The 15328-nt window shown below is 58.0% G+C and carries 14 protein-coding genes and 1 tRNA gene; 5 read left to right on the top strand and 10 right to left on the bottom strand.

Annotated features, from left to right (window positions below; genetic code table 11):
- A partial coding sequence (locus Q5H33_RS06885; protein ID WP_302423713.1) for a glycoside hydrolase family 2 TIM barrel-domain containing protein occupies positions 1–1475 on the top strand: 1475 nt, incomplete at its 5' end.
- Positions 1476–1611: 136 nt separating this feature from the next.
- On the opposite strand, the gene Q5H33_RS06890 is transcribed toward Q5H33_RS06885, so the two are convergent.
- The 3 genes from Q5H33_RS06890 to metG form a co-directional block, all read right to left on the bottom strand.
- Positions 1612–2310, bottom strand: a complete 699-nt coding sequence (locus tag Q5H33_RS06890) for a TenA family protein (RefSeq protein WP_004223487.1) — start codon at positions 2308–2310, stop codon at positions 1612–1614.
- A gap of 186 nt (positions 2311–2496) precedes the next feature.
- On the bottom strand, positions 2497–4665 hold the full coding sequence (locus Q5H33_RS06895; RefSeq protein WP_034880397.1) for a glycoside hydrolase family 2 protein: 2169 nt from the start codon (positions 4663–4665) through the stop codon (positions 2497–2499).
- A gap of 300 nt (positions 4666–4965) precedes the next feature.
- Positions 4966–6828, bottom strand: coding sequence for a methionine--tRNA ligase (gene metG, locus Q5H33_RS06900; RefSeq protein ID WP_004223494.1), 1863 nt, complete (start codon positions 6826–6828; stop codon positions 4966–4968).
- Between the two features lie 238 nt (positions 6829–7066).
- Here metG and Q5H33_RS06905 point away from each other — a divergent pair, with 238 nt between their 5' ends.
- Positions 7067–7642, top strand: coding sequence for a hypothetical protein (locus tag Q5H33_RS06905; RefSeq protein ID WP_118240257.1), 576 nt, complete (start codon positions 7067–7069; stop codon positions 7640–7642).
- 247 nt (positions 7643–7889) lie between these two features.
- Positions 7890–8096 (top strand): hypothetical protein, encoded by a 207-nt coding sequence (locus tag Q5H33_RS06910; RefSeq protein ID WP_226557191.1) that lies wholly within the window; start codon positions 7890–7892, stop codon positions 8094–8096.
- Between the two features lie 58 nt (positions 8097–8154).
- Here Q5H33_RS06910 and rsmI read toward each other — a convergent pair whose 3' ends face one another.
- Together rsmI and Q5H33_RS06920 are read right to left on the bottom strand one after the other, a co-directional pair.
- Positions 8155–9120, bottom strand: a complete 966-nt coding sequence (rsmI, locus tag Q5H33_RS06915; protein ID WP_047749780.1) for a 16S rRNA (cytidine(1402)-2'-O)-methyltransferase — start codon at positions 9118–9120, stop codon at positions 8155–8157.
- A gap of 418 nt (positions 9121–9538) precedes the next feature.
- A complete protein-coding gene (locus Q5H33_RS06920) occupies positions 9539–9868 on the bottom strand; it encodes a hypothetical protein (protein ID WP_302423720.1) in 330 nt (109 codons plus the stop codon).
- Between the two features lie 544 nt (positions 9869–10412).
- Between Q5H33_RS06920 and Q5H33_RS06925 the strand changes: the two genes are divergently transcribed.
- Both Q5H33_RS06925 and Q5H33_RS06930 read left to right on the top strand, forming a co-directional pair.
- Positions 10413–11099, top strand: a complete 687-nt coding sequence (locus Q5H33_RS06925; protein WP_022245634.1) for a DedA family protein — start codon at positions 10413–10415, stop codon at positions 11097–11099.
- Positions 11100–11291: 192 nt separating this feature from the next.
- Positions 11292–11364 (top strand) — tRNA-Ala (locus Q5H33_RS06930).
- 93 nt (positions 11365–11457) lie between these two features.
- Here Q5H33_RS06930 and Q5H33_RS06935 read toward each other — a convergent pair.
- The 5 genes from Q5H33_RS06935 to grpE form a co-directional block, all read right to left on the bottom strand.
- Positions 11458–12150, bottom strand: a complete 693-nt coding sequence (locus tag Q5H33_RS06935) for an HAD family phosphatase (RefSeq protein ID WP_034880406.1) — start codon at positions 12148–12150, stop codon at positions 11458–11460.
- A gap of 326 nt (positions 12151–12476) precedes the next feature.
- Complete coding sequence (locus Q5H33_RS06940; RefSeq protein ID WP_004223516.1) at positions 12477–12764, bottom strand: hypothetical protein; 288 nt, start codon at positions 12762–12764, stop codon at positions 12477–12479.
- A 263-nt stretch (positions 12765–13027) separates the two neighbouring features.
- Positions 13028–13693, bottom strand: coding sequence for a heat shock protein transcriptional repressor HspR (locus Q5H33_RS06945; protein WP_065441945.1), 666 nt, complete (start codon positions 13691–13693; stop codon positions 13028–13030).
- A gap of 5 nt (positions 13694–13698) precedes the next feature.
- On the bottom strand, positions 13699–14730 hold the full coding sequence (locus Q5H33_RS06950; protein WP_065440065.1) for a DnaJ C-terminal domain-containing protein: 1032 nt from the start codon (positions 14728–14730) through the stop codon (positions 13699–13701).
- A gap of 67 nt (positions 14731–14797) precedes the next feature.
- A partial coding sequence (gene grpE / locus Q5H33_RS06955; RefSeq protein ID WP_302423725.1) for a nucleotide exchange factor GrpE occupies positions 14798–15328 on the bottom strand: 531 nt, incomplete at its 5' end.

Below are 15328 nucleotides of genomic sequence, written 5' to 3' on the forward strand. Positions count from 1 at the left end.
TTTCCTGCGAATACATGCACGCCATGGGCAATTCCGTCGGAAATATGGACGAATATGTTGCGCTGGAACGCTACCCGCAATATCAGGGCGGATTTATTTGGGATTTCATTGATCAGGCGATTCTTGTGCGCTTGCCCGATGGCGATGAACGTCTCTGCTACGGCGGCGATTTCGGCGATCGTCCGAGCGATTACGAGTTTGCCGGAGACGGTATTGTGTTCGCCGATCGCACGCCGTCGCCAAAGGCGCAAGACGTCAAGCAGCTGTATGCCAACGTGCGCATTGTGCCGGGTGAAACCGGCGTTGAGATCGCGAATGACAATCTGTTCGTTTCCACCGCCGACTATGTGTTCGTTACGCGCGTGCTTGCGGATGGCGAGCCGGTATGGCAGGCCGAACAGCGTTTTGATGTGCCGGCTGGCGAAACCAAGCACTTCGATATTGAATGGCCGTTGGAGGCCTACCGAGGCCAAGCCAACGAGCTCACGCTCGAAGTGAGCCAACGCCTTGCCGCCGCGGAAGAGTGGGCGTCGAAGGGCTACGAGCTGTCGTTCGGCCAGACCGTGGTTGCAGGCTCCAAGCCGGTTGCTGCCAGCGAGACGAAGCCTGTTGACGGCATCGTGACCGTTGGCCGTTGGAATGCTGGCGTGCAGGGATCCGGTCGTGAGATTCTGCTGTCGCGTACGCAGGGCGGCATTGTTTCGTACACGCTTGACGGCCGTGAATTCGTGCTGCGCAAGCCCACGCTCACCACGTTCCGCGCGCTGACCGACAACGATCGCGGTGCAGGCCACGGTTACGACCGCGCGCAGTGGGTCGGCGCAGGCCGTTACGCCAAGTGCGTCAACAACACCATCGAACAGGTCAATGACGATACGCTGAAAGCCGTATACGAGTACGAGCTCGCCACTCCGCAGCGCACGCACGTCACCATCACGTATGTGGCAGACACCACCGGCAAGCTGCACTTGAGCGTCGACTATCCGGGTGAAACTCAGGAAGCCCCGACCATTCCGGCTTTCGGTTTGGAATGGACGCTGCCGGTCGAATACTCCAACCTGCGCTTCTACGGCCCCGGACCCGACGAAACCTACGCCGACCGCAAGCATGCCAAGCTGGGCATTTGGAACACCAACGCTTACGACGATCATGCGCCGTACCTCATGCCGCAGGAAACCGGCAACCATGAGGATGTGCGTTGGGCTGAGATCACGGATGATGCCGGTCATGGCATGCGTGTGAGCCGTCACGGCGAATCAGCGTTCGCGCTCAGCCTGCAGCCGTACAGCGCATTCATGTTGGAAGAAGCCCAGCATCAGGACGAACTGCCCGCTCCGAAGCACATGTTCCTGCGCGTGCTCGCCGCGCAAATGGGCGTCGGCGGCGACGATTCCTGGATGAGCCCGGTGCACCCGCAGTACCACATTCCAGCCGATAAGCCGCTCCACTTGGATGTGGATATCGAGCTGATCTGACACGTTGGGGCATGCCGGTTGCCCCAACAATTACGGGGGGGTCCGCGTATTCTGCGGACCCCCTGCTTGCGTTATTGCGTTACCGCGTTACCGCCAATTTGCATTGGCGCTCATTGCCTCATATCATGCTCACCGCTCACCGCTGCGGATAGGAATCCTCAAAGAAGCGACGCTCGAGATGCACGATGGTGCGGAACACGTCGGCCTCCGAGCCATCCACCGACGCATACTCGTTGACGAGCGCGATCAGGCGGCCCGTCCAGGCGCGGAAATAATCGCCCTCATGCAAATCAACCCAACCCTTGTGCGCCGGAATCTGCTGAACGACGCCAGCGTCGATGGTGCGCTTAGCCCAGGCAAGATAAATCCATTCCATGCAGCACAGCGCAGTAATGAGTTCTTCCCAAGTTCCCTGAACCAGCTTGGTCAGATATTCGCAATATTCACGATTTGCCGGAGTCTGCTCGGAATTATTGTATTCTTCGTCAGTAATTCCGTATTCCTTAAGGAATCCGGTAAAATATGTTGCTTCATTGTCAGCAAACCATTGCGATTGTTTCGCCAGCATATCTTTGGTTTCCTGACGCGGCGCAAGTTCAATCGCATGTGCCATGATGCCCTGATTAAAGAACTTGAAATCCTGAATTAAATAAGACTTCAAAATCGATTCTGGAAGTGTATCATCCAGCAATTCATTCACAAAACGCGAATTGATTGCCTGATTCCATTCGTCGGCCGCCGACATATACAGCTGATCGGCCACGGAACCCGGCTCGGCTCCCAACCACGCATAATCGCCGCTTGCGGACTGCGGCGCTTCCGGAACATGATTCATGGTCACAAGACCCCCTCGGTTAATGCGGCCAATGCAAACGCAACGCACATCTCCTCGCTCCGTTCCGCCGTGGCTCGCTGTGATGGCGCCATAATAGCCGCCGTTCCCAACGTACCGAACGCGCCACCGAAACGCAAGAAGCAGAACGCTTCCATGACCGCCATGACCGCACTCAATCTCGGCGAATCATTGCGCGAATTTGTTGAGGCGGCGATCGTAGGTCATGAGGCCGTTGAGCTCTTCTTCGACGTCGGAAACCTGCGTATACACGTAGCCCGCCAATCCGCGTGATTCCAACGATTCCGCCGAATCAAGCACGGAACGGACGGCAGTGCGCCAATCCTCAATCGAATCGTATTCACCGTAGCCGTACGCGCGCGAAACCGCAGCATGATCGGCAACCAACTGCGCCAATCCTCCGAATTCCGAAATCACGAACGCACGAACGCCATGCTGCGCAACCGGCAACACCGCGTAATGCGCGGCACGACGACGCCGCTTATGCCGCTTTTCATATTCGGCCACATACCCACGCAACGGCCCCTTATCCGGGTAGATTTCCAGCGGACGGAAGTAGTTGTGCACGCTGTGAACATCGCCGCAACGCTGGTCGTACCAGCCACTCGTGGCGTCGATCGGGCGCGTCGGGTCAAGCGCATGAATGCGTTCCGCCGCATCGCACGCGTCGAACTGCCCCCACCCTTCGTTGAACAGCACCCACGTGACGATCGACGGGTGGCCGGCAAGCATGTGCACCATGGCATCGCAGGTGCGCGACCAGTCGCGGCGGTACGTCGAATCGTCGGCACCGAGCGCCGCGAAATGCTTCGCCGTGTCGTCGCGGTACTTGTTCCATGTGGCACGCATGAGCGTCGGCTTGCGGTTGGTGACCCACGCGTTGTATTCGCCGCCACCCGACACCGCGTCCTGCCATACCAGCATGCCGAGGCGGTCACAATGGTAGTACCAGCGCGCCGACTCGATTTTGATATGCTTGCGCAGCATAGTAAAGCCGGATTCCTTCATGGCGATTATGTCATGCACCAGCGCTTCATCACTCGGCGCGGTCAGCAGGCCGTCCGGCCAATAGCCCTGGTCGAGCACACCCTTGAGGAACACCGGCTTGCCATTGAGATGGAAGCGCGCGATACCCTTCAAATCAGGCTTAATCTCAACCGTGCGGAACGCGCAATACGAGCGCACAATATCTTGCTTTTCCTGCGATTTCGCGGGTTTCTCTTGAATTTCCTGCGATTCTTGCTGCAGCTTTTCCTGCTTTCCCTGCGATTTCGCCGCACCAAATTCCAGCGTCGCCGTCACGTCATACAAATACGGATCGTTCGGCGACCACAAGTGTTCGGCCCGCGTTGCGATTTCCGTGCGCACCTTGCGCATGCCAGCCGGCAGCAATTCGTCCGCGACGATCGTGCCGTCCGCGGGATCGGCTACGACGATATGCAGTTTGGCATTCGGCTTATCTCCGCCGATTTCCGCGCGAATAAACAATCTGCCGTCGGCGGCGCCCTTCAGCGTAAGCGTCTGCACGTACGCTTCCGGCACGATCTCCATCCACACGCTCTGCCAAATGCCGCTTTGCGCGGTGTACCAAATCCCCTCGCGCTCGATTTTCTGCTTGCCGCGCATTTGCGTACCCGAATCGTTCGGATCGTACACGCACAACGCAATCTCGAAAGCATCATCGGGATCGACGAATGCCGAAATATCGACGTCAAACGGCAAATATCCCCCGACATGCATCCCTGCAAACTGCCCGTTGATAAAGCAGGCGCACACGTAATCGACCGCTTCGAAATGCAGCATCAAGCGGTTCGCATCGCCGATCTGCCGAACCGCTTCCCCTCCCCCAAGCGTCACGGGATGCACCACCGTGCGATACCAGATCATATTGTCTGGGTAAATCGTCTGATGCACGCCGGAAAGCGCGGATTCCGGGGAGAACGGCACCAAAATCTTGCCGTCGAACGTTTCGGGGATGGCCGCTTCCTTCACTGCCTGCACCGCTTCGTCACGGGTGAGCACAGCCGCGGATTTGCGCCATTTCGAGCCGTTGCCGCTTTCGGGAATGGATACGATCGCGTAATCCCAGAATCCGTTGAGCATGGTGTGATTGCCGCGCACCATGGTTGGGCGCGGATGCTCGTTCAGGATTGGCGTGCGGCCGTTTTCCAGTTTGCGTTCGCCGTCTTTTGCAGGGCAGAACGCCTTGTGGGCGTCGTTGGAAGACAGCCATTCGCCGGCGATCTGTTCGCCCCAAGGCGTCCACAACTGCTGCAGCGGCTCTTGGGAACGCATTTTCGTAGGCGCGGCTTTCAGCACTCGCTTGACGTCCAACATAAGAGCCTCCCTGCAGCATCGCATTTCCCTCAACTTCCCCATTGTAACGAGAGGAATGGCAAAGAGAAATAGCGATTGTTACGGATTTTGAAATCGATTCAATCCGGATTGCACTATAGATTTGTAAAATCGTATATAGAAAGTCGAATATTGCACATTAGATTTACAAGTCGGATTTGCAAAATCAGATATAAAAAGCCGGTGCAAGAACTTCGTAATTCCTTGCACCGGCAATCAGAACAACTCACCTTAGCGGCAAATCAGGCCAAATCAAGCCGAATCCCCAGGTGAATCAGCGAATCAGCCTTCCAGCTTGGCCTTTTCGGCGGCAAGACGGGCCGCCTCGGCCTCACGACGAGCCTTCAGCTCCGAATCGAAGCGAGCGAGCTCCTCTTCGACGGCCTCCGGCGGAATCTTCGCGAAAATCGGATGCGGCTTCGGCACTGCAGTGCCGGCCACGATCGGCTCGGAAGCCCACGGATGCACGGTTTCGCCCAGCTTGTAGTCGCCGGTGATGATCGGATACATGAAGCCCGGCTTGTCGAGATCCTCGACCTCTTCCAAGCGCGGCAACGGCGAGAACGTGCCTGTGCCGCCGAGAGCCTCCCACACCTTCTGCGCGGAATGCGGCAGGAACGGGGCCAGCAGGTGGTTCGCGTCGGACACGGCCTGGGCGGCAACGTGCAGCACGGTGCCGAGGCGAGCCGGATTGTCCTTGATCTTCCACGGTTCGGTGGCGGAAATGTACTTGTTGATGTCGCCGACCACGCGCATGGCTTCACTCAGCGCGTTCTTCTGGCGATGGTTCTCGATCAGCGAACCGACCGTGTCGAACGCGGCCTTGGTTTCGCTCAGCAGAGCGCGATCCTCATCGGTCATTTCGCTCTCATCGAGCGCCGGAATCTCACCGAAGTTCTTGTTCATCAGATTGGCCACACGGTTGACGAGGTTGCCCCAGGAAGCGGCAAGCTCCTCGTTGTTGTGGCGCACGAACTCAGCCCATGTGAAGTCGGAATCGGAGCTTTCCGGACCGGCCACGGAAATGTAGTAGCGCACGGCATCCACAGGGTAGCGGGCGAGAATGTCCTTCACATAAATGACGATGCCACGCGAAGACGAGAACTTCTTGCCTTCCATGGTCATGAATTCGGAAGCCACGACCTGCTCCGGCATGTTCAGCGGACCGAGCTTGCCGGTTTCGCCGCCCTTGGAGCCCTGACCGTTGTAGCCGAGCATTTCGGACGGCCAGATCTGGGAGTGGAACGTGATGTTGTCTTTGCCCATGAAGTAGTAGCCCGGGGTTTCCGGATCATTCCACCATGCGCGCCATGCTTCCGGATCGCCCTTGCGGCGAGCCCATTCGATGGATGCCGACAAGTAGCCGATCACCGCGTCGAACCACACGTACAGCTTCTTGTTCGGATTGTCGATCCAGCCGGCAACCGGAACGGGAATGCCCCAGTCGATGTCACGCGTGATGGCACGCGGCTTGACTTCCTTGAACAGGCCGATGGAGAAGTTGATGACGTTGGTACGCCAGCCTTCGCGGGTCTTCAGCCATGCGAGATTGGCTTCGGCGAGCGCCGGCAGGTCGAGGAAGAAGTGTTCGGTTTCCTCAAAGCGCGGGGTTTCGCCGTTGATTTTGGAAACGGGATTGATGAGCTCGTCCGGGTCGAGTTCGTTGCCGCAGGCGTCGCACTGGTCGCCGCGGGCACCGTCGGCACCGCAGATCGGGCAGGTGCCTTCGATGTAACGGTCAGGCAGGGTGCGGCCGGTGGACGGCGAGATGGCGACCTTCTGGGTGCCCTTATAAATGTAGCCGTTGGCGAGGCACTGCTTGAACAGTTCCTGCACCACCTGCTCGTGATTGCCGGTGGTGGTGCGGGTGAACAGGTCGTAGCTCAGGCCGAGATCGCACAGATCCTTGGCGATCACACGGTTGTAACGGTTGGCGAGCTCCTGTGCGCTGACGCCTTCCTTGTCGGCTTCCACCAGGATCGGGGTGCCGTGCTCGTCGGTGCCAGACACCATCAGCACGTCATTGCCCTTCATGCGCTCGTAGCGCGCGTATACGTCGGAGGGCACGCCGAATCCGGCGACGTGACCGATATGACGGGGGCCGTTAGCATACGGCCAAGCAACATTCACCAAAATATGACTCATGGTGCCCGATTATACAAAGCGCCATATCCCGCATTTTCCATGTATTTCGGTAGTTGGATTTTTATTGGAGGATGGACGTGCGATCATCGATTTCAATCGTTTGAAATAGTTTGCATCATAATTTGCATATCTGCCGATCTATCCACATTGTTGCATTACGTAACAATCATTTTCCACATATCCACAGATTTTCGGGGGCTGGTGGCGCAACGGAATTCGAATCCGCTACGGTACCGTCATGGACACTCCACCACCCCTTCTGGGCAACGATGACCTTCCGGGCCCGATGTGCCTGAACCTGCTGGCCTCATCCGGCGCGCTGTGCAAGCTCGACAGCGCGAACGCCTATTCATGCCACGATTCGGACACGTTGTACGGGCGGTCCTGCATCATCGCGACATTGCTGCCGAGCCGGTCCGTGGCATGTTCACGCACCGCCGCATGGGTTTGGCTAGGCGGCACCTTCCCCGAATCCATCGACATTATCGCGAAAGCCCACTATCGAGCGCTACGTTACGGCCGTAAAATCAACGTTTTCAACCGTCTCGCACCAAACGAACACACCATCAAAGTCGGTCCGATCATCGTGACCACGCCTGTTCGCACCGCATGCGATCTCGCATTGAACTGCACCCCCGAAAGCGAATCGTTGGTTTCCGAAATCATCTGCATGCTCATGCAGGAATTTCATTTCCGCTCCAACGATTGCATGCAAATCATGCAGGAGACGAAGCATATTCGCAACGCGCCACAGGCGCGCAACTACATTCTTGCGATCGACGGAAGAAGCGACGACTATGAGCGCAGCGCATAGCAGGCATAAGGCGCGGCGCGCGACGCACGCCGACAGGATAGGTGCCGACAGAGCAAACGGATTCCGCAGACTGCTCGGAATCCAAGAAAAACGCAGGCCACGGACGCATCGCGCGACGCATCGGGATGCGCGGAATCTCGCACACCGTGCACAGCGGACGCGCCGCGAACCGCCGCCATACCAGCCCAAACCGCGGCCGAAACCGCTGGTGGATCCGCCGTCTCCCCCAATTCCATTGACGCCGCTGGTGGCGTGCAGTCCGGACACACCGCAGGACGTGCTATGGCATATCGCGGAATACGCGCCGCAACTGCGCAAATGGCTGGTCGCCAATCCTTCCGCAACACCGGCGATGTTGGACTATCTTGCGCAAGTCGGCGGGCCGGACGTGGCCCGCGCCCTGCAAATACTGCTGGAATCGTTGGAATCGTGCGGATCGCAAGCATGCAGCTGACACTTGCGCGACGGGCAATCGCACGATAGGCAATCGCCGGACGGTAAATAATGTGGACTTACTGCTTCATCGCAAGAACCGCATTGTAGACCTGCTTGCGATTAGCCAGCGAGCCGTCCGCAAGGGGATGCTCGGCAACGACCTGCGAAATCGCGTCTTTGATGCGCAGATTGTCTTCCTGCGCACGGTCGATCGACAGCACCGCCAAGTCTTCGACGCTCAACGATGCGGGGGCAGCAGCGTCAGCCTCCTCTTCGGAAGCGCCGGCAACGACCAACACCATTTCGCCGCGCGGCGGCTCGTCGATCACGCTCTGGCGAATCTGCGCGATGGTTCCGCGACGGATCTGCTCAAAATCCTTGGTAAGTTCACGGCAAAGCGCCATCTTGCGGTTCGGACCGAACACGTCAAGCAGGTCGGCCATGGAATCGTCGATGCGATGCAGGGTTTCGTAAAACACGATGGTGCGGCGTTCAGAACGCAGGGTACGCAGGTATTGCACGCGTTCGGAATGCTTGCGCGGCAGGAATCCTTCATAGCAGAAGCGGTCGGTGGGCAGTCCTGAAAGGCACAGCGCGTCCAGCACTGCGGACGGGCCGGGAGCGCAGGTGACGGGCAGACCACGTTCGATGGCGCGACGCACGATCGCGAGGCCCGGATCGTTGATGGTCGGCATGCCCGCGTCGGACACGACCAGCACGGTAGCGCCGGTTTCCACCTGATCGAGCAGACCGTCGGACTTGTCTCGCTCGTTGTGATCGTGGTAGGCCACCACGCGGCCGTTCACGTGCACGCCGAGACGGTTGGCGAGCGCGTAGAGACGGCGGGTGTCTTCGGCGGCCACGATGTCGGCGCGTTCCAGGAGCGCAATGAGGCGTGCGGAGGCGTCGGCCGTGTTGCCGATCGGCGTGGCAGCCATCACCACCGTGCCTTGCGGAACGTCGGTTCCGCACACGAGGGCGTCAAGTCCCGTACCAGACTGTTCTGTTCCAGACTGTTCCGCCGCTGTCGGCGATTCTGCCATCTCCGCCGTATTCACCATTCCCGCAGTTCCCGTTACTTCTGCCGTATTCGCACTCAACTCATTCAGTTTCAAGTCCAACGTCTCATTCATGCGTTCCATGCCTTCAGCCTATCCAACGCAAAGGAAAACAGCCCTCCCCGCGTCCTAAACCCCCAATCGCTGGAACAATCCGGACACAAAACAGACCCTCAGCGGGGTGATTCCCCCACCCACTGGAACAATCACCCCGCTTACAGCCCCAGTAACGTCCCAAAACATCCAGACATTGGAACAATTCGGACGCCAACAGGCTTAAAAACGTCCTGATTCTTCCAGTGACTGGAAGAATCCGCCCGCCTACAAGACTAAAAGCGGGCAGATTCCTCCACCGACTGGAAGAATCCGCCCGCAAACGCATGCTTACACCGCGCACACGTACTTACCTCGTGTACATACGTGGCAGCGAATCGGCCATGCGTATGAAGCTGTTGCGCGCGAAAGCGCTGAAATCGCGCGCATACGGCGATTCCGGCAGCGGAGTGCCATATGCGCCCGTGCCAGCAGCGCCCGAATCATTGCCCCAGACCGCCGGATATGCGCCGGTCACGGCATGCACGTCGGAATCCACATCGGGGGTAATCACCTTGCTGGTTTCGTTTTGATGACCGAACATGGAGAATTTTCCGGTCGCCGCACGCAACGCTTCGAACAGCGCCCGCGATTGCCGATTCAGATTCCCATCAACCGATTGCGCAAGATTTTCCGCCACGATTCACACTCCCTTGTATTTGCCGTATTCGCCTAGTCTTGCATTGCCCCAACCGCTCTCGCATTGCCTTACTGCTGTTTCCACGCTATCTTCCGCGCCATCGAAACACACTTTCGTACCGTCAACATGCGCGATTCGTGTTCAGCGGCCCCACTATTTGATTTGTTGACCTCACGATTCCGTTTTTCGCCGCCTTTTTTCAAATCGTGAGGTCACCAAATCAAAATCATGAGGCCCCCCAAAAAAAACCAAAATCGTGAGGTCACAACGCCAAATCACAATGAGCGATACGCGATATACCGGATATATCGCACACTCTAAAGCCAAACAGCCAAACGCCAAACACCACCAAACCAAAATCACCCACCACAGTTGGCACTTTGCGTCCGTTTGTGCAGATTTGCCAACCGTCGGGCATTACTAGGCGCCGCATTAGAGGGCCACTGGTAGGCTGACATTGGTTCCGCGAGGCCAACCCACACAAGGCAGCCTGAACCACTTAATTTTGGACGTTTAGATGTAAGGTACTCACAGAGAGCATTTCATGGGAATTATCAACTTCTTCATTAATCTGCTCAAGGATCCGCGCACGGCGATCGCCAGCTGGATCTCCATGGGCGTCGCCCCCACGCTTGGTTTCATCTTCCTGATTGTGTTCGTCGAAACCGGCGTCGTGTTCTTCCCGTTCCTGCCGGGCGACTCCCTGCTGTTCGCCGCCGGCTTCTTCGCCGCGCCCGACGCCCAGACCGGCGTTTCCGCACTACCGCTGTTCGCGCTGCTGCCCGTGGTCTGGTGCGCTCCAATCATCGGCGACCAGTGCAACTACTGGATCGGCCACTTCTTCGGCCGTCGCATCATCGAATCCGGCAGAGTCAAGGCTATGACCCCCGAACGCCTCGCCAAAACCGAAGGCATGATCGAAAAGTGGGGCCCGCTCGCCGTGTTCCTCGGCCGTTTCTTCCCGTTCATCCGCACGTTCATGCCGTTCATTTCCGGCATTTCCGGCATGCGTTGGAGCCGTTTCACCCCGTTCTCCGTGCTCGGCGGCCTGTGCTGGTCCACCCTGTTCACGCTGCTCGGCTACTTCTTCGGCGGCATTCCGGCCGTGCAGAAGCATTTCGAGCTGGTCATCATTGCGATTCTCGTGCTGTCGCTGATTCCTACCTTCGTCGGCTTGCTCAAAGCAAAGTTCGGCAAAAAGAAGGCTGATACCGCGACCGCGGAAGCCTGATCTTACGTTTTCTCCTTTTCTTGCGATTGCGGTGTCTTTCGATTTTTCGGAAGGCACCGTTTTCGTATGCTTTCGCATGCTTTTCCTGCAAGGGATATTCCGCAACACGCGAATCTCGCAGATTGCATTCGTACAGACTTCGTACTAGAATCGCGAGAGTTGTCTTGCTTAGCGTGTTGCTAGACATGACTTGGGGCCGTAGCTCAGTTGGTAGAGCGCTTCGTTCGCATCGAAGAGGTCGCGGTTTCGACTACCGTCGGCTCCACTAAGCCCGCTGCATTCATTCCACCGCAGCGGGCTTTTTCTTTTCCTAGCCACCAGACAAATCTGCCATACGTAAGCGAGATGGGGCGAAAAATCAGGCCTGAGATACGCGCTGACGCACGAAAGCGTCGAGCGAGGCCGCGTCAATGCCCTCGTAGCCCTTGATCGAGGCGAACTGCGGGCCGTTGGAATTGTCGATCTGCATGAACCCGGTCTGGCCGATCGTCGTCGCGCCGGAGGCGACGGCCGAACGCAGGCCCGACATGGAATCCTCAATCGCAATGCAGTACTTCATATCTTCCGGAGCGATACCCAAGCGACGACCCGCCTCCAAATACGGGGCCGGAGACGGCTTCTTCTCAACATCATCATCGCCGCACACGTAGCCCGCAAACGCGCCAGCCGGCGCTTGGGCAACCAGATTCTCCGCAAGATGACGCGGCGACGTGGTGACCAGCATCGAAGGAACGCCAGCGTCACGCAGCGCGACAAGCACGTCTTCCACGCCTTCGATCCACGGAATGCGCTCGAATTCCTTTTGGGCGACGTAATCGATCATGCCCTGGCCGATCTCTTCAATCGACAGCTGGCAACCATGCTCCACCATGCGACGGGCCACATCCGGAACCGGCGTGCCCGAACCCTGCCAGGCGAGCTCCTCATCCCAATATCCGCCATGCGCGGCTGCGATTTTCATCTCACCCTCATGCCAATACGGTTCGGAATCGATCAGCGTGCCGTCCATATCCCAAAACACGGCCTTGATCATCAGGTTCGTCTCGGTCATGATGTTCCTTCCCTACGACCGTCGGACGCGGAGCACCGGATTTCCGGGCAGCGCCGTCCATCGCGACTTCCACTGCCATTTCAGCAGGGCGGCAAGACGGCAGCATTCGCGAGTCGCGGCAAAACGGCAGACAACAAACAGGCATACAAGCGAGGCAAACGAAAAGCGCCCGGACGGTCCTCCATCCGAGCGCTTCCCATATCGACGCAATACTTCGCGCCTACGTATTCGCAAAATCATCCGATTTTTTTCACGAATTATCGGCAACCCCCATCGCTATAATCCATGAAATTCGAAAATTTCACTTGTATCGGGAGATTTGAAATTCACTCTCCCTGATTTTCACTGTTTTCCACAGCGGTTTCCGCGGCCTTTTCCGCATTTTCCGCCTTCCAGCGAGCGATGCAACGTTCCACGCGCTTGTATCCGATGATCTTCGGATCAAGCCCGGCCTCGCGGAAAATCGCGGCAGGCGAGCCACCTTCGGCATACCTGCGCATGCAATCATCGCGAAACTCCTTGGAGTAACAAATACGATACTGGGTGACCGATTCCACGGCATCCAGAGACCCGAGATACTTGCGGGTCTTAGCTGTGAACGCAACTCTTGGCACTGTACGCTCCTAACCTTTCCTGTTCTCGCCGCATATCTTACCCCCTCCTCCATGATTATTCATGGGCAAAGAGAACCATCTTTCACCGAAGCACCTTGACGACCGGAAGAATGACAGTTAGAACGCGGATACTCAACATTATTTCCCACAACGACGACATCGTCGCAGGAAGCAATGCATTTGGTAAAACTATATAACAAAACAGGCACATCTGTTGCAAGATATGCCTGTTTTTGAATTTTTTTTTCAATGTTTTCTGAAAATCAGTCAATCCCCCAAAGCACGATAGACCTGGAAATCGGCCGAGAAACGGGTTTACCCCTCTCAATCCCCTCGTTTTCGCCTGCGACACCCCCACCGCGCATGTCGTACGCATCAGCCGCGACACGCGCGGCCTCCACGGACTCGCGCGACGGCAGCTGACGGGCGTCGACCTGAATCTGCCGACGCCACATGCGAGCGCGGCGGGAACGTTCGATTTCCACAATGCCACCGTCCGCATCGGCCGCGAACACGCTGGAACCGGCCGGCCGGCGCAATCGCTCGACTTGCCGGCGCAGCTCGCGGTTCTCCTCTTCCAAGGAAAGGATCCGCGCGATGCCAGCCAGGTTGATGCCTTCTTCCTGACTCAGCTGCTGCGCTTTCGCAAGGCGCGAGATGTCTCGCAGCGAATACCGGCGAGCGCCACCGTCCGTGCGTTGCGGCACCACCAGCCCCAAACGATCGTATTGGCGGAGCGTCTGCGGATGCACGTTGGCGAGTTCGCCGGCGCGACCGACCGTGAACATCGGCAGTTCGATGTCGAAACCAACTTCGTCCGCCCCGTCCAGATCGGCCCTGCCGGCCACGATCGCCATTGCGCACATGTCGTACAGCATTTTGGCCTGCCGCGCCGCACGGGCTTGGGAGGTCCGGGATGCGCGTGCCATGGCAATCAGCGCTCCTTGGCAAGTTCGTCAGCGAAATCGCCGCACTCCTTGTCGAATTCCTTTGCCGCATGCTTGACTTTCAGGCTCGGCTTGTCGGGAATGCGGATTTGCACACGCCCGATCAGATCGCCGTCGCCCTGCCTGTTGGCCACGCCCCTGCCGGAGATGCGCACTTCGGTGCCGCTGGACGAGCCTGCCGGCACTTTGAAGGTGACTTCGTTGCCGTCGATATCCTGTGCGGTCACTTTCGCGCCCGCCACAGCCTGACCGACGGTGATTGGCAGATCCATGATGATGTCACGCTTGCGCAGGCTGAATTTCGGATCTTCGGCAACGTTGATCTGCAGGTACAGATCGCCGTTTTTTCCGCCGTTACGACCCGGCTTGCCCTTGCCTGGAATACGGATTTTCTGCCCGTCACGCACGCCCGCTGGAACATGCGTCTTGAACTTTTTTCCGTCGGCAGACAGTGAAACCGTTGCCCCCTTGACCGACTGGCGGAAAGTCAGATTGATCTTGGAATTGCGGTCTTCGCCATCTTCCGGCTGCGCAGCCTGCTCGTAGCTGCCCCCGTAGGGGTTGCCAGCCCCGGCAGGGCCACCAGCGCCGCCACCGAACATCGAGAAAATATCGTTGATATTCGGATTGCCGCCACCGGTCTGGAAGCGGATGCGCGAGCCATTGCCGCCCGTGCCATACGCTCCAGCGCCAGCGCCACCGCCGAACATCGAGCCGAAAATGTCGGAGAATGCCCCCGCGTCGAATCCGCCCGCACCGGAGCCGCCGGCGAAGCGCGCGCCGCCCATGCCGAACTGACGGATGGCGTCGTACTTCTGGCGGTTGTCTTTGTTGCTGAGCACGTCGTACGCTTCGGAAATGTCTTTGAACTTTTCCTCCGCTTCCTTGGTCTTGTTCAGATCAGGATGGTACTTGCGCGCCAGCTTGCGGTACGCTTTGGTGATCTCATCGTCCGTGGCGTCTTTGGAGACACCGAGGACCTTGTAGAAATCCTTGCTCAGCCATTCATTCTCAGCCATGATGTGCCTCCTTTCACGAGGTTGCTGATGTCAAATGCCTGTTGTTGTTGAAATCGCTGTCACTGCGCTAGCTCTGCGGGGATGCCACGACCACGCGAGCCGCGCGAATCACGCGGTCGCCGATGCGGTAGCCGGCTTCCACCACGGTGTCGACGGTTTCCTTCTCGGCCTGCGGATCCGGCTTGTGCAGGATCGCGTCATGCTTGGTCGGGTCGAAATCCTCGCCTTTTTCGCCGAACTTCTCGACGCCGAACTTTTCGAACGCCTTGTCGATTTTGGCGGAAACGGCTTTGAAGGATTCGTCCATTTCGCTGTGTTCGCGAATGCGATCGATGTCATCAAGTGCCGGCAGCAGTGCGGTCAGCACGTCGATGATGCCGTGCTGGCGGAAGCGTTCCTGCTCCTTCTGCGAACGATTGCGGAAGTTGATGAATTCCGCACGTTCGCGCTGAAGGGCTTCCAAGTATTCCGCCGCTTCCTTCTTGGCCTGGCCAAGCGGAGTCAGCGTATCTTCACCATCTTGCGTCGCACCATCCGCAGCATCGCCGTTTTCTTGCGATTCGGAAGATGCTGCGTTCGCTGCAGTTTCGGAAGTTGC

This window comes from uncultured Bifidobacterium sp. (assembly GCF_959020145.1).
Taxonomy (GTDB): Bacteria; Actinomycetota; Actinomycetes; order Actinomycetales; family Bifidobacteriaceae; genus Bifidobacterium.

What these genes read in the sequence shown, in the direction of transcription:
- Q5H33_RS06895 (WP_034880397.1), bottom strand. Translation starts at nt 4,665, where the DNA reads ATGTTGGACGTCAAGCGAGTGCTGAAAGCCGCGCCTACGAAAATGCGT.
- Q5H33_RS06925 (WP_022245634.1), top strand. Translation starts at nt 10,413, where the DNA reads ATGGGAATTATCAACTTCTTCATTAATCTGCTCAAGGATCCGCGCACG.
- Q5H33_RS06905 (WP_118240257.1), top strand. Translation starts at nt 7,067, where the DNA reads ATGGACACTCCACCACCCCTTCTGGGCAACGATGACCTTCCGGGCCCG.
- Q5H33_RS06935 (WP_034880406.1), bottom strand. Translation starts at nt 12,150, where the DNA reads ATGACCGAGACGAACCTGATGATCAAGGCCGTGTTTTGGGATATGGAC.
- Q5H33_RS06945 (WP_065441945.1), bottom strand. Translation starts at nt 13,693, where the DNA reads ATGGCACGCGCATCCCGGACCTCCCAAGCCCGTGCGGCGCGGCAGGCC.
- Q5H33_RS06890 (WP_004223487.1), bottom strand. Translation starts at nt 2,310, where the DNA reads ATGAATCATGTTCCGGAAGCGCCGCAGTCCGCAAGCGGCGATTATGCG.
- metG (WP_004223494.1), bottom strand. Translation starts at nt 6,828, where the DNA reads ATGAGTCATATTTTGGTGAATGTTGCTTGGCCGTATGCTAACGGCCCC.
- Q5H33_RS06950 (WP_065440065.1), bottom strand. Translation starts at nt 14,730, where the DNA reads ATGGCTGAGAATGAATGGCTGAGCAAGGATTTCTACAAGGTCCTCGGT.
- rsmI (WP_047749780.1), bottom strand. Translation starts at nt 9,120, where the DNA reads ATGGCAGAATCGCCGACAGCGGCGGAACAGTCTGGAACAGAACAGTCT.